Below are 22,028 nucleotides of genomic sequence, written 5' to 3' on the forward strand. Positions count from 1 at the left end.
ATTTGTCCCAACGCGATCAGATTTTAAAGAGCGATGTTGATGATGCGAGCAAGCAACGTGCTTTAAACCAGCTTAGAAATAACTCATTTGCAACCAAAGAGGAGTTATTAAGAGCACAAACTTATGAAATGATGCATGATCGGAAGAAATCGTAATCTGCCTATGCGGCAGTGAACCCTCAGAATGGGCTGCCTTTACCGCAATTCAATTTCTAAGCTGCCTATGCGGCAGTGAACATGCCGTTACCAAAGCCACCAAAAGCTGATACTTTCTAAGCTGCCTATGCGGCAGTGAACTACAAGCAAAATCATTTGAGCGCTTGGGATTATTTCTAAGCTGTCTATGCGGCAGTGAACTCTTCGCGGGACTGCACTTAAGCTCTACATAATTTCTAAGCTGCCTATGCGGCAGTGAACTCGACCAGCATCATCACGGGTAATAAACTCGCTTTCTAAGCTGCCTATGCGGCAGTGAACAGACCGATACAAATTATACGCCTTCACAGATTTTTCTAAGCTGCCTATGCGGCAGTGAACGTGAGATGCAGAACCAAAACCTGATTTAATGCTTTCTAAGCTGCCTATGCGGCAGTGAACCACGCTTAAAAAAGCGTTGGTTGGAACGTAACTTTCTAAGCTGCCTATGCGGCAGTGAACCCATATATGCCTAAAGAGCATTTACACCTAGTTTTCTAAGCTGCCTATGCGGCAGTGAACGCTAAGCATTTGATTGTTATGGGTTTTTCTTCTTTCTAAGCTGCCTATGCGGCAGTGAACAATAAAATAGCATAAATAAATTAAGAAAAAACATTAGCTTGGGTTGAAAAATACTTCAACACCCAAAGTTTTTATGCTGATTCATAAGGTATTGATTTTATTAAGCTGTTAAAGAGTAATAAAAATATTGGGGTAAATCCGTTGATTTGTCAAAATAAATGATGCAGCAAGCATTAAATGCTTTGCTAAATGAGATTAGCCACTTAAAATCAGCATTCATTAAGCCGATTTTGAGATCATGGAACGTGTCTGATCATCTAGAACATACTTTTGAATTAACTGATGACGAAATGCATTTATATAGTCGTCAGATTTTATTAGATGGTTGGGATATTGAAGCACAAGAAAAATTAAAATTGGCAAATGTGCTGATTGTTGGTGCTGGAGGGATCGGCTGTACGAGTGCAGAGTTACTTGCTCGTGCAGGTGTAGGCAAAATAACGATCGTGGATGCAGATACAATTGAGATGAGTAATCTACAAAGACAAATCGCATTTACCTCAAATGATCTTGGGCAATACAAAGCAGAAACTTTGGCGAAACACCTACAAGAGATTAACCCACATATACAAGTCAGCTATCAAAATAAACGATTTGACGAAACGAATGCTGATGAATTGGTACAGCATCAAGATGTAGTGTTAGATGGTTGTGATAATTTTACGACCCGTTATCTCGTCAATGCTGTGTGTAAAACTCATCAAGTGCCTTTGATTAGTGCTTCAGCAATCGGTTTCGAAGGTCAAATGTTTATGGTTGAATCTGATTCAGCATGTTATGAATGTTTGTTTCCTAAAGAAAATCAGACCAATGAAGGTCTACGTTGTGCCGAATCTGGGGTGCTTGCAACAACGCCTGTAATGATAGCGTCATTACAAGCACATCACACATTGTTGTTTTTGGGTTTAGGCTTAACGCCGCTCAAGCAAAAATTGTTGCTTTGGAATGGTCTGAATCTAACACAACGTATTTTGCAGTTTGAAAAAGATGTAAATTGTCCAGTTTGTCAGGCAAGTGCGTCGGTAAATTGAATAAATTTTGCTAAACTAATGCCATCTTCGAGGCAATGAAAGATTATGAAAAGAAATATTTTAGTTGATGGATTACGATCTGTTGCACGTATAGGTGAAACAGTGATTGTTGCAGCACAAGCAGGTGTCAAATATGCAACTGAGAAGCCTAGTAATGCAAAATTAATGCGAGAAACTTTCGAATCATTAGGTTCAACCTATATTAAATTAGGGCAGTTTATTGCGAGTACGCCGTCCTTATTTCCACGTGAGTACGTTCAAGAGTTTCAAGGATGTTTAGATCAAACTCCAACTTTACCATTTAGCTATATTCAGCAGGTATTGGCTGAGGAGTTTGAGGGGAAAGATTTAAACTCGATTTTTAGTTTTATTGATGAGAATCCATTAGCTTCAGCTTCGATTGCCCAAGTTCATGCTGCCAAATTGGTTACAGGCGAAGATGTGGTTTTAAAAGTACAAAAACCAGGTGTTGAAACCATTTTATATACCGATTTAAATGTGGTGCACTGGGCAACCAAACTTCTAGAAAAAGCTGTACCAAAAATCAAATTTGCATCGTTATCTGAAATTGTGGATGAGATCAAAACACGTATGGTACGTGAAGTTGATTTTATCGAAGAAGCACAAAACTTAGATGATTTTGTTCAGTATCTGAATATTTCGGGCAATCAAGCTGCGACAGCACCAAAAGTTTATCACCAATTCTCTACACGCCGTGTTCTAACCATGCAGCGTTTATATGGTGTGCCATTGACAGATTTTGATGTGGTAAAACAGTATGCAAAAGACCCAACACAAGTATTAATCACTGCAATGAATACATGGTTTGGTAGTCTGATGTTGTGTAAAAGTTTCCATGCGGACTTACATGCTGGCAATCTGATGCTGCTTGAGGATGGCCGAGTTGGTTTTATTGATTTCGGTATCGTTGGTCAATTAAATCCAGAAGTGTGGACTGCTTGTATGGCGTTTATGGATGCCTTACAGCATACCAATTATATTGCTATGGCTGAAAACATGCTCAAAATGGGGATGACCAATCAGAAGATTGATACCCAAGTTCTTGCAGCAGATTTAGAGCGTTTATTTAGTGGGGTATTATTGGCTGATCCACAGGAAATTTTAAGCTCAAATCCAGCAGACTTGAATGATATTATGATGGATATGGTGGCTGTTGGGGAACGTCATGGCATCAAATTCCCTCGTGACTTCGCGTTATTATTCAAGCAAATGTTATATTTTGATCGTTTCATGCGTGTTCTTGCACCATATACCGATATTTATGCTGACCAGCGTTTGAAAATGGTTCACAATATCGAACCTGCTTCGTTGTTAAAGCACTAAAAATTTCAACGTAAAGTGATAATTGTTGTTTTATCCCCCTTTTTTATAAGGGGGATTTCATTTACTCAAAATTAGTAATGGTTTAAATAGATGAGATGTTAAGTGATGGATGCCATTATTATTGAAGGTTTAAAGGTTGATACCGTGATTGGTTGTTTCAACTGGGAACGCCAAATTATTCAACCGTTAATGCTTGATCTCACTATTCATAATGATCTGTCACAAGCAGCTCGATCAGATGAGTTAGAAGATACTCTTAACTATGCTCAGATTTGTGAGATTGCTGCGCAAGTGATTCAAGATGCAAAACCTAAACTGATTGAGCATGCTGCTCAGTTGGTACTAGAGGTCTTGTTTAATACGTTTCCTTCAATTGATTCTATTAGCATTACAATCCGTAAACCAGCCATCATTGCACAAGCAAATGCAGTAGGAATTCGCCTTGATCGCAACAGAAACGATTTTTGCGCTCGCGCTGGCGAGTAATGTTCAACAATTAGAAAATTTCAATTTTGCTTACGCTCAAATTATGAGTTTAGGAACAGTTGAGTTTTCTTCAATTTATGAAATCCCTTGTCGTGATGGGGTGGGTGCTGATTATTGGAATTCGGCATGTTTATTAAAAAGCCATTTAAGTGTTGATGAAATTGTTGATATATTAAAAAAATTGGAACAACAATCTGGGCGTGTCCGTCCATCGCATCATATTAGTTTGGATATCGATGTGATTGCATGGGGCGAAAGTTTAGATCAGATGCAATTTAATCCTAAAAAACTACCGCTTGCTTTAGATGTAAAGATTCCTTTGTATGAGTTGTGGCCAAATCAGATATTACAATATGATCAAAACAGAAAATATCCGATTATAACGCTTTAATTTATTTAAAATTAACATGATAACAACAGGAATAACGTGATGAAAACTCTTGTTTCCATTTCTATTATGGCGGTTTTGCTATCTGGCTGTGCGGCAATGAGTGTTGAGCAATGCAAAACAGCAAATTGGTCGAGTGTCGGTGAAAAAGATGGCTCAGCTGGATATGAATCTCGTTTAGATAAATATTATTCTTCTTGTCAGAAAGCCAATGTGGTTCCGAACCAAGCTTTATACGAAAAAGGCTATCAAAAAGGATTGGGATATTACTGTAGACCTGAATCTATTTTCAATGAAGCCTTAGAAGGGCGTGGTGATTATCGCGTTTGTTCGATAGAAAAGCGTGAGGCATTACGTCCTTACTATCAAGTCGCACACGAATATTATCAAGCAAATTCGGAGTTTAATCGTTCTCAGAGTGATGTGAGCCATTATTTGCGAGAGTTGGAACGTAAAGACCTATCAGCTAAAGATCGAGATGAATATAAGAAACGTTTATCTGATCTACGATCAAATCGTAATCGTGTACAGTTCCGTTATCAGGATGCGGTTCGAAATTTAGAGCGTTTTAAAGCAGAACACGGTTTGCCGTGATTGATAAGATGGCGTTATATCCTTATATAACGCCATTGTTTTTAGATGTAATAACTGGTTTTAGTCATTAGCTTAGAAATAGCTGTCATGGTAATGCGCACTGGTACAGGCAAATCCACACCACCAGCTTTTAATGCAGTATCTCGATGGTGTAGTTCATCTTCATTCATTTGCTCAAGGATCTTACGCGAGCGTTGATCTTGTTCAGGTAATTGTTGGAGATGCTCTTGTAAGTGTTGACTTACTTGGCGTTCAGTTTCAGCTACGAAGCCCAAACTATATTTATCACCTGCGATGCCTGCAATTGCGCCCATACCATAAGATAAACCGTACCAAATTGGATTTAATACACTGGTATGGCTGTCTAATTCTTTCAAACGATCTTCACACCAAGCGAGATGGTCTTGTTCTTCAACGGCTGCTTGTTGCATTTCTTCACGGACATGCGGCAATTTAGCGGTGAGTGCTTGACCATGATAAAGCGCTTGTGCGCATACTTCACCACTATGATTGACACGCATTAAACCTGCAACATGGCGAGCATCACTGACACAAAGTTGTGAGGCTTCATCGTTTGCTGGATTGCTGCACTGAGAAGTTGTTGCTCCTGGAACTAAACTGCGTAATGCTTGGTCAAATGAATTGATCAGTTGATCCAGACCTGTGTAGTGACGCATGGATTAATCCTCTAATGTAGTAGGTGCATTTTTCAGTAATGGCTTCAGGCGTGTTAATAACCAAAATGAAAAAATGGCACTGAGAACAGCAGTAATGCTAAATAAGATTTTAATATCAATTTTCAAAATGCTTAAGATTAAAATTGAGAAAATTGCTGAAGAGACCATAAATACAGCATTTAATATATTATTAGCAGCGACAACGCGTGCGCGATGAGAGCGAGGTGAATAAGCCTGCATCATGGCATATAAAGGCACGATGTAAAATCCACCGCTAATACCTAATAGTGTAACAGCCAACATAACGTGATAATAAACAGCACCTTCAGAAAATACGTCACCTAAACTGAGCAGCTCACCAGTGCGCTCTGGTACAAAAGTTAAACTTGCTGCTAAGTAGAAAGCAAATACGGTTAAACCGATAGCACCATAAGGGACCATTTTAATATTAATTTCAGAGCCACCGATGCGTCGGCACAATAAAGACCCAATCCCGATTCCAACAGAGAAAAAGGTGAGTAATAAGCTCACTACATTTTCAGAGGCATGTAGATTTTGTTGCGTAAGCTGTGGGATTTGAGTGAGATAAGTTGCACCATAGAACCAATACCAAGAATTTCCTAATAAAACGGTGAAAACAATAGGGATACTTTTGGCATATTTGATGGTTTGAAAACTGGTACGGAAAAAGTTCCAATCTATCTTTAAATCAGGGGCAGCAACTTTTTGCGGGAGAATAAAGCGACTTGCTAAATAGCCTAAGCAAGCAATAATTAAAACTGTAATACTAATCCACAATAAGTTACCTGCGGAGGAAGCAATAACAGCTCCACCAAGGATCATACCAAACAAAATTGCAATCGATGTACCCGACTGAAAAAGCGCATTTCCAGACATGAGTTCTTGAGGTTTTAGAATTTCTGGTAAAATTGCATATTTAATTGGACCAAAACAAGTTGAGTGTGTCCCCATTAAAAATAAAGCAAATAATAATAGCCATAAATTACCCAATAGAAAGCCAGCTGTACCGATCATCATGATGACGATTTCAAGTAGCTTTAGAAAGCGGACGAGTTGGGATCTTTCATATTTATCAGCAACTTGACCTGCTGTGGCGGAGAAAAAGAAATAGGGCAAAATGAACAGTAACGCGGCTAAATTATTGAGTGTACTGACTGCTGCACTTTGTTGTTGAATCCAGCCATATGTAATCACCAAAAGGAGCGCTTGTTTATAAACATTATCGTTTAACGCACCAAAAAATTGAGTGAAAAACATTGGGGCAAACCGACGTGATGTCATTAACTGTTCATCTTGTTTCATCATGTGTTCACTTCATTATGATTTATAAAAAAATGTGACGATCTGTAAAAAGACTGAGAAATACATGTATGATACTTTTAATGTTTGATTGGATGAAAATCAACAATTTGAGGTTGTTTTCATCGATCAGAAACGATAAATCAAAAAAGTACGTTTAGAGACCTACATGCCATCTAAATCTAAGTTTAAACAGTCAACATTGGTTCATTCTATGCATTTAATATTTAAAATGCAGAGCTTTCCTAAACTTATTTGTAGTGGTTTTTTGATTAGCTATTGTATATCAGTAGCTTATGCCGACGAAGAAGCTGTTGTTGTGGCTGAAAATTCAACAATAGAACGAATGAAAGATCAAGTGAAGTCGATTCCTTCACCTGAAATTCCTTATGAAACATTTAATTTATCTTCAGAATATTACAATCCTGTGCAAGATAGTGTTGCTGCACTTAAACAACAAGAAGAAGCCCCAAGTCAAATTGATACGCTGAAACCAATACAATTAGATGAAAATTTAGAGCATCTTCCTGTGATCGCTGTAGATCAGAATATGGCGAACGAGATTTTTCAAATTGCTGAAGAAGCCAAAAATGATGCATTGGCTTATCGAGAGAATGTAGCTAAAAATCCTGAGCTTGTAGTTAATGAAGCAACACAATCTGAATTAACAGAGATCAGTAACCCACCAGTTAATATTGATCGATTAATGCAAGAGATCCAAGCGGATAGCCAGATTATTGTTGAGGCAAATGAATCAGGAAGAACTCTAGCTGAGCTACAACCAAAGACAGAGCAAGTAGAAGAAAAAGCTGGCTTTTTTAAACGTATCGTCAATCGCTTTAGACCTGAAAATTTACTCGGCGCGGAAAGAGTTCCTCGTATCAGTGCTGATGTATCAGGCGCTCCACCGGCGTTAGCGACCAATATCAAAGCAAAACTTTCAAGCTTTACCCAAGAAGCATTTGAAGATTTCAATGTTGCTTTACCACAGCTTCGTTCATTGACAAATCAGGCTGCACAAGCAGTTGGTTATTATGATGCACGCTTTAGTTTTGAAAAGCTGAGCGATAGTCGGGTGAAAGTGACGGTTGAACCAAATGAACCAGTCAAGATTGATAAACAGAATATTGAATTTACAGGTGAGGGTGAAAACGCACCTCAATTTCAAGTTATTCGTTTAATTCCAGAACAAGATGAAGGTGATATTTTTAATCACGGTAAATATGAGGCGACTAAAACAAAAATTACCAATGCAGCTTCAGACAATGGATATTTTGATGCTTATTGGCGATTACATGACGTTAAAATCAGTCAACCTGAAAAGACCGCAGAAATTAACTTAAAATACGACACAGGTGAGCGTTATAAGCTAAAAGCTGTTGAGTATAAAATGAGTGATCCAAGCAAGCCTTTACCGCTTACTCAAAAAGTGCTGGATAGTCTTGCTCCATGGAAAGATGGTGATGATTACGCATTCTGGCGTGTCAATGTATTGGCAAATAACTTAACCAATACGCGTTATTTTAACTACACACTTGTTGATACTATTAAGCCTGATGCAATTCAACCGCCTTTAGATTTACCACCTGATTTACAGGCTTTGGTTGATCAACAACGGGTTGAACAGTCTCAGTTATTTAGTGCTCAACAAAAAGCAGATATCGCGCGGCAGCAAGTTGTCTCTGCTGAAGAAGTGACCCAAGATGTAGTGGATGAGTCACAATTCTCTGGCAGTGAGCCAACACCTGCTTATTCCTTAGCGCGATCCATGCCAAATATTCAAAATGATGAGACAGAGCGTCAAGCGTTAGAAGAACAAGCTCGGCTTGAAAAGAAGATCCCTGTGGTTGTAACACTTAATGCGGATCGTCTCAATACGATTGAGACAGGGGTTGGTTATGGTACTGATACAGGCGCACGTATTCGTAGTCAGTATCGCCGTGCTTTTGTAAATAAACATGGGCATTCTTTTGATGCCAATATTGAAGTTTCTGAAATCCGTCAATCCATTGATGGTCGCTATAGCATCCCTTATAAACATCCGCTCAACGATTATTTTAACCTTGTTGGTGGTTATGAGCGCGAAACCCGTGACAATATTGGACCAAATGTTGAATTATTAGTTGAGTCTGCGGTTGTTGGTGGTGAGCGGGTAATTAAAAATCCACTAGGGGATTGGCAACATACTTTTGGTCTACGTTATCGTTTAGATCGCCTCACCGGAAAAGGTGATGTTGATGTTTCAGAATTACCTGATGCTTTTAGGGCAGCGGGTACAAACTCTGAACAAGAGTCTTTATTACTCGGTTATGAGATTTCTAAAACCAACTCTAATACTCGTTTAAACCCAACTAAAGGCTTTAAACAGACCTATAAGGTGGAATTGGGAACTGAATCGATTCTTTCAGATGCCAATATGGCGATTTTAACTGCGGGCTGGCGATTTATTTATTCATTGGGCGAAAATGACAATCACCAATTTGTAGGGCGTGGGGACGCAAGTTATATCTTCACTGATGACTTTGATAAGGTTCCATATAATTTGCGCTTCTTTACAGGTGGTGACCAATCACTTCGTGGATTCGACTATAAGAGTTTATCACCAGAAGAAGATGGTTATAAGATCGGGGGGCAAGCACTGGGTGTTGGTTCTTTAGAGTATAACTATCAATTTAAAGATGGTTGGCGCGCTGCAGTTTTCTCTGATTTTGGTAATGCTTTTGATAAACAATTTAGTAACCCGACTGAATATAGTGTGGGGGTTGGTATCCGTTGGAGGTCACCAATTGGACCTATTCGTTTAGATGTGGCATCTGGAATCTCAAATGATAATCGTCCGATTCGATTGCATTTCTTTATCGGACCGCAACTTTAAAATTTTTTAATAGCCCTTTTACTGGGGAAATGATTTCGGGTTAATTATGACGGAAGACGTAGAGCAGCAACAGACACCTTCAACAGGTCCAAAACGGGAACGGCGTATTCTTCGGAGTATTTTGCTGATGGTGTTGATCATCCTTCTGTTATTGGTCAGCTCTTTACTTGTGATGATGTCAACCGATAAAGGAAGTCGTTTCCTCTTAGATCGTGTTTTGCAAACCCAAAAAATCATTCATTATGAGTATGAAAGCGGTAATTTATTAAGAGGCATTATTCTCAAAAATGTTTTAGTGCAGTTAGAGGCAGTTGATGTATCCTTAGATCGTGCCGATGTTTCTTTAGGTTGGAGAGCCATTTTAAAGAAAGAAATACATTTAAGTCATGCTGATGTAGCCAATCTCAAAATTATTAACAAGAAACCACCATCTGGTGAACCCTTTGGATTTGACCCGATTAAGCTGCCATTTATTTTGCGTATTGATGAGGCATCCTTAGATCATTTGGAAATTCAAACTGCGACTGCAAAAATCAATTTTGATGATATATATCTAAAAGATGCACTTTGGTCAGAGACTAAACTTAAATTTAAAGATTCCCGTATGGATATGGGGTATTTGGCAGTTAAAGATGCAACTGGTCAAATTGATTTTAGTGGCAAGTATCCATTAAATGCTAAAGCGGATCTGATAATTCCTGCACTAAATAGTATTGATATTGAAACAATTAAAGTGGTAGCGACAGGTAGCCTAGACACTTTGAGAGCAGGTGTAGCGACACTGACTCCAGATTTGCTCACTGGGTGGGCTGTGCTTCATCCGGTGCGGGATCAAGTGCCGATGCAAGGTGAATTGTTTTTTAGAAATTATCATTTGCCAATTTTAAAAGAACAGAAACTTTTTGCGAAAGATGGTATTGCAAGATTCAAAGGAAATATAGAAAAACTCGTTTTGAGTTTAGATACTGATTTGAAAGGCGAACAGATTCCTGAGGGTAAATATAATGCGCTGATGGAAACGGATTTGACGGATCAACTCAACATTCAGGACTTCAATGGTCAGTTGATGGGTGGTTCTGTCAGTTTGAAGGGTCTAGTCAATTGGAAAGATCATGTCTCATGGGACTTAAAAGGACGTTTAGATCGCTTAAATGCAAAAGATGAAACTTTGCCACAGATTGCGCAAGACTTTCTGCCACCAAGTTTGGATGCAAACATTAGTTCAACAGGTATGTTGAAAAATGGTATGTCAGTCAATGCGCAACTTGCGTTTGATAAATACGAAACATGGCAAGTAAAATTGAATCAATCGGAGCAGAAGAATAATCAACCCGAACCGATGCTATTAGATGTTGCTTGGCAAGGTATAGATCGTGCAGTTCCTTATATCGGGTGGTTAAGTAGTGCTGAAGGGCATACCAATATCACTTTAAAAGATGATCAACAAGATATCTATGTAGCGACTACGGTACGTCCACATGAAGAAGGGCTTTTACCTGCTGGTAAATACGATGCGCATATTGATTTAAAAGGTAGCCTACTCAATGTTGAAAACTTTAGTTATGTTGCTGAGAAAGGTCGTCTAGATGGTCAGGCAAAGGTTAAGCTTCCAACAGATAAACAGCAGTTGGCTTGGCAAGCTCAAATTAAAGCCAAAGATTTTAATCCACAAACGGTTGCTCTGGCTGCACCTGTCAATCTATTAAATGGTGAAATACTTGCTTCTGGTTTTGCCAAACCAAATCAGCAAATTATTCAATTTGAACGAATTGATTTGCAAGGGCAGTTGGCTCAAGCAAATCAAAAAGAAACAGTCGTATTGCAAGGCAAGGCAACTACCGCATTGATGTTTGATGATGTTCAAGCTGGCGGTGGCTTTAAAAGTTTCGCAGTTGATTACGATGGTTCTTTAAATGCTTTAAATCAAGGGAATGGTTTACTAAAAATTAATATCGCAGGTACACCAACCAATATAAAGATAAATGAATTAAAGCATGATGGTGTAGCTGGAAAGCTGTTTGCTACAGGCACTGTTGATTTACAAGATAAGATAGGCTGGAATATAGAGACATCTCTCGTTCGTTTTAAACCGCAGTACTTTGTTTCAAGTTTAAAAGGTGAAGTCTCGGGACATGTTAAAACTCAAGGTGTTTGGTCTGATAAAGTTAAACGTATTGATATTCGTCAGCTCAATGCGGCAGGTTTTTTAAACAATAGACCGGTACGTGGTCGTGGTAACTTGTCTTTATTACTGGATTCGAATCAAACAGGTTTCTTACCACAACAATTTGAAGCCAATGATTTATTTTTTGCTTATGGTCAGAATCAGTTGCAAGCGACGGGTAATGCGCAAAGCTTACGCTTTAAAGTGAATGCTCCTGCTTTATATGAATTATATCCAGGATTGCGTGGGCGTGCTTATGGTAGCTTAAATGTTCAGTCCCAACCACGTTTGAGCGCAACTGCAAATCTTGTAGTCGATGGTTTCGCTTTTAATGATTTGGCGAGCGTTAAATCTTTGCGTATTCAAGGTCAGTTGCCCACTTCTGAAACAACACCAACACAGTTAACCGCAACTATAGACCAGTTGCGAAGCGGTAAACGAGAATTAGAAAATGCGACCCTGAATTTAACAGGCACACGCAGAGCGCATTTATTAAAACTTGAAACAAAAAATGCACGTACTAATTTCTATGTTCAGCTCGCGGGTGGCTTTAATCAGAATAATGATTGGCTTGGACAAATCCAAAAAGGTAAATTTAGTTCACGTCGTGTGAGTTTGGTACAAAATCAAAATACACCTGTGATATACACTACTGCGCGGACAGAATTATATGTTGGGCAACATTGTTGGCAAAGTGCTGAGAGTCAATTATGTTTAGATCAACCTGCCAGAATTAGTCCAGAAAAAGGCAATTTTTCATTTATTACCAAGGATCTTGATTTAAAAGACTTTGCGGCATTTATGCCAGAAGGTATTGCAGTTACAGGTCAGTTGAATGGTTATGCAAAAGCATCATGGGCAAAAGGCACTCGACCTAAGTTAGATTCACGTTTAGTAACGCGCAAAGGTGAAATTGGGTTAGCAGCCGAAGACCCTCAAGATCCAGCAACGACAGTAACGTATGATGAGTTAAGCCTGATTGCTAAAAGTATCAGTGACGGTCTGTTATTCCGTGTGGATATGAAAACTCCTGATATTGGTACGGGCTATGCCAATGTAGTAATTGATCCATTCCAAACGGGTATGCCGATGCGTGGGGAGATTGCTTTTGATGATGTTCAGCTTAAAGTCTTTAAACCGTTTATCAAAGATGTACGTTCGATGGCTGGAACTTTAGCATTGGCTGGAAAAATCAACGGCACACTAACACAGCCTCAATTTACAGGTGAAATGCGTTTGAAGAATGGGGCGATTAGTATGATTTCGCTTCCTGTCAATCTCACCAATATGCAGCTTTATTCATCCATCCGACAAGATACTGCAAGTATTGATGGAGCATTTAATAGTGGTCAAGGTGTAGGGCGAATAAAAGGCCGCTTTGATTGGAAAGATAATCCTCATTTGTCTTTAACCCTAAAAGGCGATAATTTGTTGGTTCGTCAAGCACCAATGATCACTGCGATTGTGCAACCTGACTTGAGCTTAGATGTTTACCCATTTGATCAGCGTTTGAGTTTAAGAGGAACGATTGATGTACCTCGTGCACGTATATCAATGCCTGAAAGCTCGGCGACTGTGGTCAATGTCTCTCCAGATGTGCGTGTGGTGCATCAAGGCCAAGATTTACTTGCGACCTTAAGAGCAGCAAAACCGTGGGATATTCGAGCTGACATGACAGTCACGTTGGGGAATCAAGTTATTTTCCAAGGTTTTGAAAGTAACATTCCTTTGGTGGGCCGATTACATTTGTCACAACGTGGTTTAGAAACGGCTATGCGTGCCAATGGTGCAATAGGTGTCAGTCAGAAAGTTAAAATTGAGGCCTATGGACAAAGCTTAGATCTGAATCGCGCGATTGCACGTTTTAACGGACCACTTGCAAACCCGACACTTGATATCGATGCCAATAAGTCAGTGCAAGGCAGTATGGTGGGGGTGCGTGTCGCGGGTACAGCGACTGTACCAAACGTGCAAATTTATAATGATGCAGGTTTATCTGAACAAGAAGCACTCAATGCTTTATTAACAGGTCGCATCAATGAAGGTGGTAGTGGTTTAAGTAATACCGAAGGATTTAAATCTGATGTTAATAATACGATTGCTGCGGCAGGTATTAGTATGGGCTTGGGTGGTACACGTGCATTAACCAATCAGATTGGGCGAACTTTTGGATTAAGTGGTTTAGCACTTGATGCTCAAGGAACAGGTGATGATACACAGGTGAGTTTAACAGGCTACATCACACCTGATCTGTTTATTCGTTATGGTGTTGGTGTCTTCACACCTGTGAATAAATTGACATTACGTTACCAGATGAATCGCCGTTTATATTTGGAAGCGAGTCAATCATTAGAGCGGGCAATTGACGTTTTCTACAACTGGCGATTCTAACTTTAATAAAAACCTGTTTTAGTCAATAAAGCAGGTTTTTTATATTAGAGACTTTCACAAGCATCTGTGAAACGTAAATATGCCCTAGTAATTTGTATGTTTTTATTACCATGAGCGATATTTTAAATCGTTCATTTTGCAAAATAACTCGCTTTGAGTATGATGTGTGCATCAAATTAACCGCAGTATGATGATGAAAAAAGTTTTGTTGATTGCAATAGGTTTGGTCTTGGTTGGATGTGCAGACAAAAAGCCATTAACGCCAGAAGAGAAATGGCATGGTTTTTGTGTTAGTGTAGGTAATGCAGCGCGTTCAATTACATTAGATCGTCAAAATGCAATTGAGAAACAGCAAGCAATAGAACATGCGGGAAAAATTGAAGATAAAACCATTCATAAATTCATCTTGCAGATCATAGATGAAGTGTATGAGATACCAGTCGATCAATTGAAGTCTGATCCGAGTGCAATTCGTGATGAAATGAAGCAAAAGTTCACAGAGCAGTGTTTGGCGACACCACACGATGAACTTCCAAACTATAAATCATTTTAATGTATTCACCGAAAAGGCAACACCAGTTGTCTTTTTTTATGGGTCTAATTTATTGTTTTACTGGACTTTGACCTAATACCAAAGCGGTATTTAAAAGGGTGCAACATTTCGCTATAAAATAATGGTCATCACGTAGATATACGGCAGTTGCATTAACTTTTATTGCGAAGTCTAGTAAAATTTTGCTGTCCACATTACTTGTAAAGCTTGTAGAAAGCTGGAACTTACAAGTAATTTTTTAAAGAAGAGGAATAACACTGTGCTAGAAGCTTACCGCCAACACGTTGAAGAACGTGCCGCACTCGGAGTCCCACCGAAGCCACTTGATGATGCTCAAACTGCTGAACTAGTCGCATTATTAAAAAACCCACCAGCAGGTGAAGAAGCATATTTAGTTGACTTGCTTGAAAACCGTGTTCCAGCTGGTGTTGACCAAGCTGCTTATGTAAAAGCTGCTTTCTTAGCTGCGATTGCAAAAGGCGAAGCGACCTCTCCACTTGTAACTAAAGAGCGTGCCGTATACTTACTTGGTACGATGCTTGGTGGTTATAACGTAGCACCGCTAGTTGAACTTTTAGACAACGCTGAACTTGCAGAATTAGCTGCTGAAGCGTTGAAGAAAACACTTCTTGTATTTGATGCCTTCCATGATGTTGCTGATAAAGCAAAAGCTGGCAATGTAAATGCAAAAGCAGTATTACAATCATGGGCTGATGCTGAATGGTTCACAAGCCGTCCAGACGTTCCAGAAGAAATCAAAATCACTGTGTTCAAAGTAACAGGTGAGACTAATACTGATGACTTGTCTCCAGCGCAGGATGCTTGGAGCCGTCCAGATATTCCGTTACACGCTAACGCAATGTTGAAAAACGAACGTGATGGTATCAATCCTGAAAAACCAGGTGAAGTTGGTCCATTAAGCCAAATCAAAGAATTGATCGCGAAAGGCAACCAAGTTGCTTACGTGGGTGACGTGGTTGGTACAGGTTCTTCTCGTAAATCTGCAACTAACTCTGTACTTTGGTTCTTCGGTGACGAACTTCCACACATTCCAAACAAAAAAGATGGTGGTGTGTGCTTAGGTTCTAAGATCGCTCCAATTTTCTTCAACACAATGGAAGATGCAGGTGCTTTACCTGTAGAAATCGACGTTGCAAACATGAACATGGGCGACGAAGTTGTATTGAAAATTGATCACACTGCAGCAAAAGTTACAGCGTTCAAAGACGGCGCTCAAATCGCTGAATCTGAACTTAAAACACCTGTACTTCTAGACGAAGTACGTGCTGGTGGTCGTATTAACTTGATCATTGGTCGTGGTTTGACTGCGAAAGCGCGTGAAGAATTAGGTCTTGAGCCTTCTACTTTATTCCGTACGCCAGTACAACCTGCTGACACTGGCAAAGGCTTCACTCAAGCTCAGAAGATGGTAGGTCGTGCATGTGGTCTTCCTGAAGGTCAAGGTATCCGTCCAGGAACTTACTGTGAACCTAAGATGACGACTGTTGGTTCTCAAGATACAACTGGTCCTATGACTCGTGACGAGTTAAAAGACTTAGCGTGCTTGGGCTTCTCATCTGATTTAGTGATGCAGTCTTTCTGTCACACAGCTGCGTATCCAAAACCAGTTGACGTAACAACTCACCATACATTACCTGACTTCATCATGAACCGTGGTGGTGTATCTTTACGTCCTGGTGACGGTATTATCCACTCTTGGTTAAACCGTATGTTACTTCCAGATACAGTAGGTACTGGTGGTGACTCACATACTCGTTTCCCAATCGGTATTTCATTCCCAGCGGGTTCAGGTCTTGTAGCATTCGCAGCAGCAACTGGTGTTATGCCACTGGATATGCCTGAGTCTGTACTTGTTAAGTTCAAAGGTAAAATGCAGCCTGGTATCACTTTACGTGACCTTGTACATGCGATTCCTTACTACGCGATTCAAGCTGGTGACTTAACTGTAGAGAAGAAAGGTAAGAAAAACATCTTCTCTGGTCGTATCCTTGAGATCGATTTAACAGAAATGGAAAATGACTTGACTGTTGAGCAAGCATTCGAACTTTCTGATGCATCTGCTGAACGTTCTGCTGCTGGCTGTTCTATCACGCTTTCTGAAGAGAAAGTTGCTGAATACTTACGTTCTAACATCACTATGTTGAAGTGGATGATCGCTGAAGGTTATGGCGATGCGCGTACACTTGCTCGTCGTGCTGAAAACATGCAGAAGTGGTTAGACAACCCAAGCTTGTTAAAAGCTGATGCTGATGCTGAATATACAAAAGTATATGAAATCGATCTTGCTGACATCAAAGAACCAATTCTTTGCTGCCCGAACGATCCAGATGATGCAAAACTTCTTTCTGACGTTCAAGGTGACAAAATTGATGAAGTATTCATCGGTTCTTGTATGACGAACATCGGTCACTTCCGTGCAGCGGGTCAATTGTTAGATAAAGTACCAAGTGGTTCATTATCTACTCGTTTATGGTTGGCTCCACCAACGCGTATGGACGAGCATCAATTGATGGAAGAAGGCATGTATAACATCTATGGTCGTGCTGGTGCGCGTACAGAGATGCCGGGTTGTTCATTGTGCATGGGTAACCAAGCACGTGTAGCACCGAATACGACATGTGTATCAACTTCTACTCGTAACTTCCCGAACCGTTTAGGTCAAGGTGCAAACGTTTACTTAGCTTCTGCTGAGCTTGCATCTGTAGCTGCTGTTCTTGGTAAATTACCAAGCCCAGAAGAATATCAACAGTACGCGTCGCAAATCGACAGCGCTTCTGCTGACATCTACAAATACTTAAACTTCGACAAGATGAGCGAATATACAAAAGAAGCTGATCAAGTTGATACTAAGAAAATCCAAGCTGCTCAATTGACTTAATTCATTAGTTTAGCTAAAAATAAGGGCTGAGTAATCAGCCCTTATTTTTGAGCAATTAGAATGAAAAACTTTTATGACTTAGAACAAAAATATTTAAAAATACTTTCTAAAGTTGATGAGTCTTTTTTTAATACACTAAATGAATATAGTAAGTATAAAGAAGGATTATCTGGTCTTTTTCTTGCTAGTGAACCAGATCATTACTGGACTGCTAAAAATAAAATTATGATTGTGGGTGCTGAAACTAGGGGCTGGAACATAACGTTAGATCAAGTGTATTCTTTAGACCATTACATACTTAAATCAATTGAAAAGAATAAGAGCTTTTTCCAAAAAATGATGCTTGAGCCTAGAACTAAGAAAGTTACCTTTCATGATTTCACGCGAGCTATTGCGGACAAATCTGGTGTTGAAGGATTAATTTACTGTAATTTATTTTGTTTTGCATGGAAGGAAAAAAGCCCAATAAAATCAAAATATTTCGAACAGATAAAAAGTATTTCATTTGAACTACTAAATGCACAAATTGAGTATTTTGAACCTAATATCATTATTTTAGCAAATGGAAGCCAGAATACTATTTATAGAAGGGAGTTTTTTGATCCAAAATTATATTCCCAAGGGCAGGATTATAAAGGTGAAAACATAGATAAAAATCAACTCTATAAATTTATATATGATCAAAAATACTTGTGTTACAGAATACAGCATCCATCTACGATTAGAGGAAAAGTAGCGGCTTTGGCTGCACGGAAAAAATTAATATCGTTACTTCCTGAAATATAAATAGTATTTTTTAGTTATACGGGCATTTCAATTGGAGTGAAATACCCGTGTAAATCAAATCACCAATAACCCAACACTTTCCACCAAAGTCCACCAATTACCACAAAGATCATAATATTAACCACGCTCATGACAAAACCAGCTTTCCACCATTCACCGAGCGTTGTGTAACCTGAGCCATACACAACAGGGGACGTGCCAGTCGCATAATGGGTCAAGGTCATCATAATGCTTGAAGCTGCTGCCATCATTAAGGCAAACAACATCGGTGGTGCACCCAATGCGAGTCCAGCCGTATAAAAAGCTGCAAACATGGCAGTGATATGTGCCGTGGTACTAGCAAACATATAATGAGCATATAGATAAGCAAGCATCAATAACAAGCATGCAGGCATCCAGCTTAAACCTAGAGAGCCAATACTATTTTCGAGTACACCTGAGAACCAAGCGATCAAACCAAGTTTATTCAAATAAGTCGCCATCATCACCAAAGCGGCGAACCAAGTGATCGTATCCCATGCACTTTTTTGCGTCAGAATATCTTCCCAAGTCAGTACACCAGTGATCAGCAGCAGGCCTAAACCAATAAAGGCTGTTGTGGTTGGATCAACTGCCCAAGCAGAACCAAAGAGCATAGCTGGAATACCAGCCCATAACAGTAGCAAGATACCGAATACACCGAGCATAATGATTTCATTTCGACTGACTTTACCCATTTCTGTTAATTTATCTTTTGCAAACTGAGCAGCATTCGGTGTTTCTTTAACTTCAGGTGGGTACATCCAATACATGATCAATGGCATGATGATCAAGGCAATTAAACCCGGTAATAACATCGCCAATGCCCATGTACTCCAACTCAATGAAATTTCACTGTTGGTTGCCTTTGCCACGAGATCAACGACCAATGGGTTCGGTGCGGTTGCGGTAATAAACATTGCGGAGGTAATTGGGTTCGCTTGGTAATTGACCAGAGATAGAAATTTACCCATACGACCTTCAGTGCCTTTGGCAGGATCAGAGTCATAACTGGTAGAAATTGCACGTACAATCGGGTGAATAATCCCGCCACCACGTGCGGTATTACTTGGGGTCACAGGTGCAAGAATCAGTTCGGAAAGCACCATGCTATAACCAATACCAATGGTTTTCTTGCCCCAAACGGCGATAAATAAATAGCCTAAGCGTGCGCCCAATCCTGTTTTTTGTAACCCTTTAGAAATCATGATGGAAATACCAATCAACCAAATCAATGGATTAGCAAAGCTGCTAAGCGCATCTTGAATCGCACCACTTGGACTATCATTGGTGACACCTGTCACGGCGACTAAGGTGATGGCAATAATCGCAATCGCACCAATTGGCATTGCTTTACCAATGATGGCGGCAATAACACCGACAAACATAGCCAATAAATGCCATGCTTCTGGATCAACAGCAGACGGCACAGGAATAATGAACCAAATAATGAGAGCAATAGATATAGCGATAAAAGTAGGGAGAGTTTTGAATCCCATGTTTTGTTTCCCCTTGTTGTCATGGGTTTAATCAAATTTATAGTTCTTTATGAGTGAATCTTTAAAGAAATAACCGTTAAGTCATAATTATCGATGACTAGAGATCGGTAATTCAAAGAGTATTTTGTTGATTGCTTGTGAGATCGTTCATTCAATCACCATATTTATTTTAGATCGCTGGTAATACAGCAAGAGTGATAGAAATTTTTATTAAATTCTGATCTAACATGCTACATTTTGAACTTGCTTGATAAAACTATAAGTACGGTATGACACAACTAAGACGTTTTGTGTATTGCACACTGCATGATGATGACTATCAAACTACGTTTAGCCGAGGCGTTAACTACTTTCTTATATTTTTGATTGTGGCAAATGCTATGGCAGTCATGCTGGAATCAATCGACTCTATTTTTTATCCAAATCAGGTGTTATTTGAAACATTTGAGAATATTTCGATCGTTATTTTTTCGGTTGAGTATCTGTTGAGGGTATGGAGTATTGCCGAAAAAGATCCACAGTCACCAGCATGGCAGCAACGCTTTGCTTGGATGAAAAGTGGTGGAGCAATTATCGACTTGCTTGCAATTCTTCCTGCGTATCTCAATTTCTTTGTCAATATCGACTTACGTGTTCTCAGAATTTTACGCTTATTGCGATTGCTCAAATTGACGCGCTATTTCGTATCGTTGCAGATATTATTACGCGTGATCCATCGAGAAAAAGGTTCTTTTCAGGCTGTTATTTTTATCTTAATTATCATGATTGTAATGACGGCATCTGGTATTTATGTGGTTGAGAATCAAGCTCAACCAGAAGAGTTTAGTTCGATACCAAAGGCCATGTGGTGGGCGGTGGTTACTTTAACCACAGTCGGCTACGGTGATGTAACACCAGTTACCAACATGGGTAAGTTTTTAGGGGCGATGATCACTATTTTAGGGGTCGGGATTGCAGCACTTCCAGCAGGTATTTTGGCTTCAGGCTTGGCTAATGAATTAAACTTACGCAATCAAAAGCTAGAACAAGAATTTCGCGAAGCTTTACAAGCAAGGGGAGTTGATTTGTTACATGATCAACGTGAGATTGAAAATATTCGTTTAAAAGTAGGATTACCTAAAGAGCAAACTCATGAAATTATTATGCAATTGGTGAAGGAAAAAATCTTAGAAGATCAGGAGCAGGCCACTCAGCATAAAGCAAAAAGTTTTTGTCCACATTGTGGTGAAAAATTATCTGAGTAAATATCAATTTTATTGTAATAATCAATAAAAAGTTGAGAGAGTTAACTGTTATAGTAAGTGAAAATTTGAACAAATGAATTATTTTTCTATATGAGTTTACTTACTTTTTTCTCTTTTATTGTGTATTCAACCGTAACCTCAATTACACCTGGCCCAAACAATATTATGTTGGCTGCTTCTGGCTTGAACTTTGGCTTAAAGCGAAGTATTCCTCATATTTTAGGAATTGGTTTTGGCTTTGGTGTCATGGTAATTCTAGTCGGTTACGGGATTGGTGCGGCACTAGGTTCTTCGCCTTTGCTTTATGAAATTCTAAAAATCATAGGTATTAGCTACTTATTGTATTTAGCCTATAAAATCTATCGAGCGGGTAGTATTAAAACCGATACCAAAGTTGATAAGCCATTAAGTTTTATGGGCGCTGCTTTATTCCAATGGGTCAATCCGAAAGCATGGATTATGGCAATGGGAGCAATTACGACTTATAGCTCAGCAAATAGTCGATTGGTAGAATTCGTTTTTATCGGTGTGATCTTCGGATTGGTGAGTATTCCAAGTGTTGGGGTGTGGGCGTATATGGGTGAAAAGTTGAAAATGATTGTAAATCATCCGAGGAAAGTTCAATTGTTTAATACAGTGATGGCGTTGTTATTGGTCGCATCCGTTATCGTTCCGATTAAAGATTCAGTTAAATTTTTTATCCCTTAAAGATATTAAATGTTGTCATAGCATCATCCATACTTTCTTGCGTATAATCTAAAAACACCTTGCTTTGTTGATAAGTTTTAGTCGTTTGACTGGACTTATCAAAAAGTAAGGAAGCTTACTCTGTCCCAGCCTAATATTTTTCCAGCTACACAATTAATGAAAATAATATTTAATACAACTTAAAGTTGTTATAAGCAGGTTTAGCAAATATTAAAAAAAGATAACAATAATAATTATCATTTATGATACTTTCTTATTTGATGTTTATTGTAATT

15 protein-coding genes, 1 pseudogene and 1 CRISPR repeat array are annotated in these 22,028 nt (G+C 39.2%); of the genes and pseudogenes, 13 read left to right on the forward strand and 3 right to left on the reverse strand.

What is annotated here, in order from left to right; all coding sequences use genetic code 11:
* The 6 genes and pseudogenes from HMPREF0023_RS16120 to HMPREF0023_RS02025 form a co-directional block, all read left to right on the forward strand.
* Positions 1-146, forward strand: a pseudogene (locus tag HMPREF0023_RS16120) (lipase chaperone); the annotation flags it as partial.
* A 2-nt stretch (positions 147-148) separates the two neighbouring features.
* Positions 149-776: direct repeats of the CRISPR family, unit length 28 nt; unit sequence TTTCTAAGCTGCCTATGCGGCAGTGAAC.
* Between the two features lie 290 nt (positions 777-1,066).
* Positions 1,067-1,807, forward strand: a complete 741-nt coding sequence (locus HMPREF0023_RS02005) for a HesA/MoeB/ThiF family protein (RefSeq protein WP_409333562.1) — start codon at positions 1,067-1,069, stop codon at positions 1,805-1,807.
* 45 nt (positions 1,808-1,852) lie between these two features.
* Entirely contained in the window at positions 1,853-3,151 is a 1,299-nt protein-coding gene (locus HMPREF0023_RS02010; protein WP_005081125.1) for an ABC1 kinase family protein, read from the forward strand.
* A gap of 105 nt (positions 3,152-3,256) precedes the next feature.
* Positions 3,257-3,637, forward strand: coding sequence for a dihydroneopterin aldolase (gene folB / locus HMPREF0023_RS02015; protein ID WP_004638638.1), 381 nt, complete (start codon positions 3,257-3,259; stop codon positions 3,635-3,637).
* Positions 3,594-4,028, forward strand: coding sequence for a 2-amino-4-hydroxy-6-hydroxymethyldihydropteridine diphosphokinase (locus HMPREF0023_RS02020; RefSeq protein ID WP_004638639.1), 435 nt, complete (start codon positions 3,594-3,596; stop codon positions 4,026-4,028). Before folB ends, HMPREF0023_RS02020 begins: the two co-directional genes overlap by 44 nt.
* Before the next feature lie 39 nt (positions 4,029-4,067).
* Positions 4,068-4,619 (forward strand): DUF2799 domain-containing protein, encoded by a 552-nt coding sequence (locus HMPREF0023_RS02025; protein WP_008941039.1) that lies wholly within the window; start codon positions 4,068-4,070, stop codon positions 4,617-4,619.
* Between the two features lie 41 nt (positions 4,620-4,660).
* Here the strand turns inward: HMPREF0023_RS02025 and coq7 are convergent, their stop codons facing one another.
* A complete protein-coding gene (gene coq7, locus HMPREF0023_RS02030) occupies positions 4,661-5,296 on the reverse strand; it encodes a 2-polyprenyl-3-methyl-6-methoxy-1,4-benzoquinone monooxygenase (protein ID WP_008941040.1) in 636 nt (211 codons plus the stop codon).
* A gap of 3 nt (positions 5,297-5,299) precedes the next feature.
* Positions 5,300-6,622, reverse strand: coding sequence for an MFS transporter (locus HMPREF0023_RS02035; RefSeq protein ID WP_005081122.1), 1,323 nt, complete (start codon positions 6,620-6,622; stop codon positions 5,300-5,302).
* Between the two features lie 163 nt (positions 6,623-6,785).
* Between HMPREF0023_RS02035 and HMPREF0023_RS02040 the strand changes: the two genes are divergently transcribed.
* From HMPREF0023_RS02040 to HMPREF0023_RS02060, 5 genes are all read left to right on the forward strand, one after another.
* Entirely contained in the window at positions 6,786-9,491 is a 2,706-nt protein-coding gene (locus HMPREF0023_RS02040; protein WP_008941041.1) for an autotransporter assembly complex protein TamA, read from the forward strand.
* A 46-nt stretch (positions 9,492-9,537) separates the two neighbouring features.
* Positions 9,538-14,046, forward strand: coding sequence for a translocation/assembly module TamB domain-containing protein (locus HMPREF0023_RS02045; protein ID WP_008941042.1), 4,509 nt, complete (start codon positions 9,538-9,540; stop codon positions 14,044-14,046).
* Positions 14,047-14,212: 166 nt separating this feature from the next.
* Positions 14,213-14,599 carry a hypothetical protein gene (locus tag HMPREF0023_RS02050; protein ID WP_004638645.1) on the forward strand — a complete coding sequence of 129 codons (387 nt, stop codon included), beginning with the start codon at positions 14,213-14,215 and terminating at the stop codon, positions 14,597-14,599.
* 259 nt (positions 14,600-14,858) lie between these two features.
* A complete protein-coding gene (locus HMPREF0023_RS02055) occupies positions 14,859-17,498 on the forward strand; it encodes a bifunctional aconitate hydratase 2/2-methylisocitrate dehydratase (RefSeq protein WP_004638647.1) in 2,640 nt (879 codons plus the stop codon).
* Between the two features lie 60 nt (positions 17,499-17,558).
* The gene (locus tag HMPREF0023_RS02060) at positions 17,559-18,284 is read left to right on the forward strand and encodes a hypothetical protein (RefSeq protein WP_008941044.1); all 726 of its coding nucleotides are present in this window, start codon (positions 17,559-17,561) and stop codon (positions 18,282-18,284) included.
* A 59-nt stretch (positions 18,285-18,343) separates the two neighbouring features.
* Here HMPREF0023_RS02060 and HMPREF0023_RS02065 read toward each other — a convergent pair whose 3' ends face one another.
* Positions 18,344-19,801 (reverse strand): DASS family sodium-coupled anion symporter, encoded by a 1,458-nt coding sequence (locus tag HMPREF0023_RS02065; protein WP_008941045.1) that lies wholly within the window; start codon positions 19,799-19,801, stop codon positions 18,344-18,346.
* 269 nt (positions 19,802-20,070) lie between these two features.
* Between HMPREF0023_RS02065 and HMPREF0023_RS02070 the strand changes: the two genes are divergently transcribed.
* Both HMPREF0023_RS02070 and HMPREF0023_RS02075 read left to right on the forward strand, forming a co-directional pair.
* Positions 20,071-21,045, forward strand: coding sequence for an ion transporter (locus HMPREF0023_RS02070; protein WP_008941046.1), 975 nt, complete (start codon positions 20,071-20,073; stop codon positions 21,043-21,045).
* Positions 21,046-21,135: 90 nt separating this feature from the next.
* Positions 21,136-21,753: a LysE family translocator gene (locus tag HMPREF0023_RS02075; RefSeq protein WP_004638651.1), complete on the forward strand. Its 618-nt coding sequence runs from the start codon at positions 21,136-21,138 to the stop codon at positions 21,751-21,753.
* The last annotated feature ends 275 nt before the right edge of the window (positions 21,754-22,028 follow it).

The sequence above is a fragment of the Acinetobacter sp. ATCC 27244 genome (assembly GCF_000156555.1).
Taxonomy (GTDB): domain Bacteria; phylum Pseudomonadota; class Gammaproteobacteria; order Pseudomonadales; family Moraxellaceae; genus Acinetobacter; species Acinetobacter haemolyticus.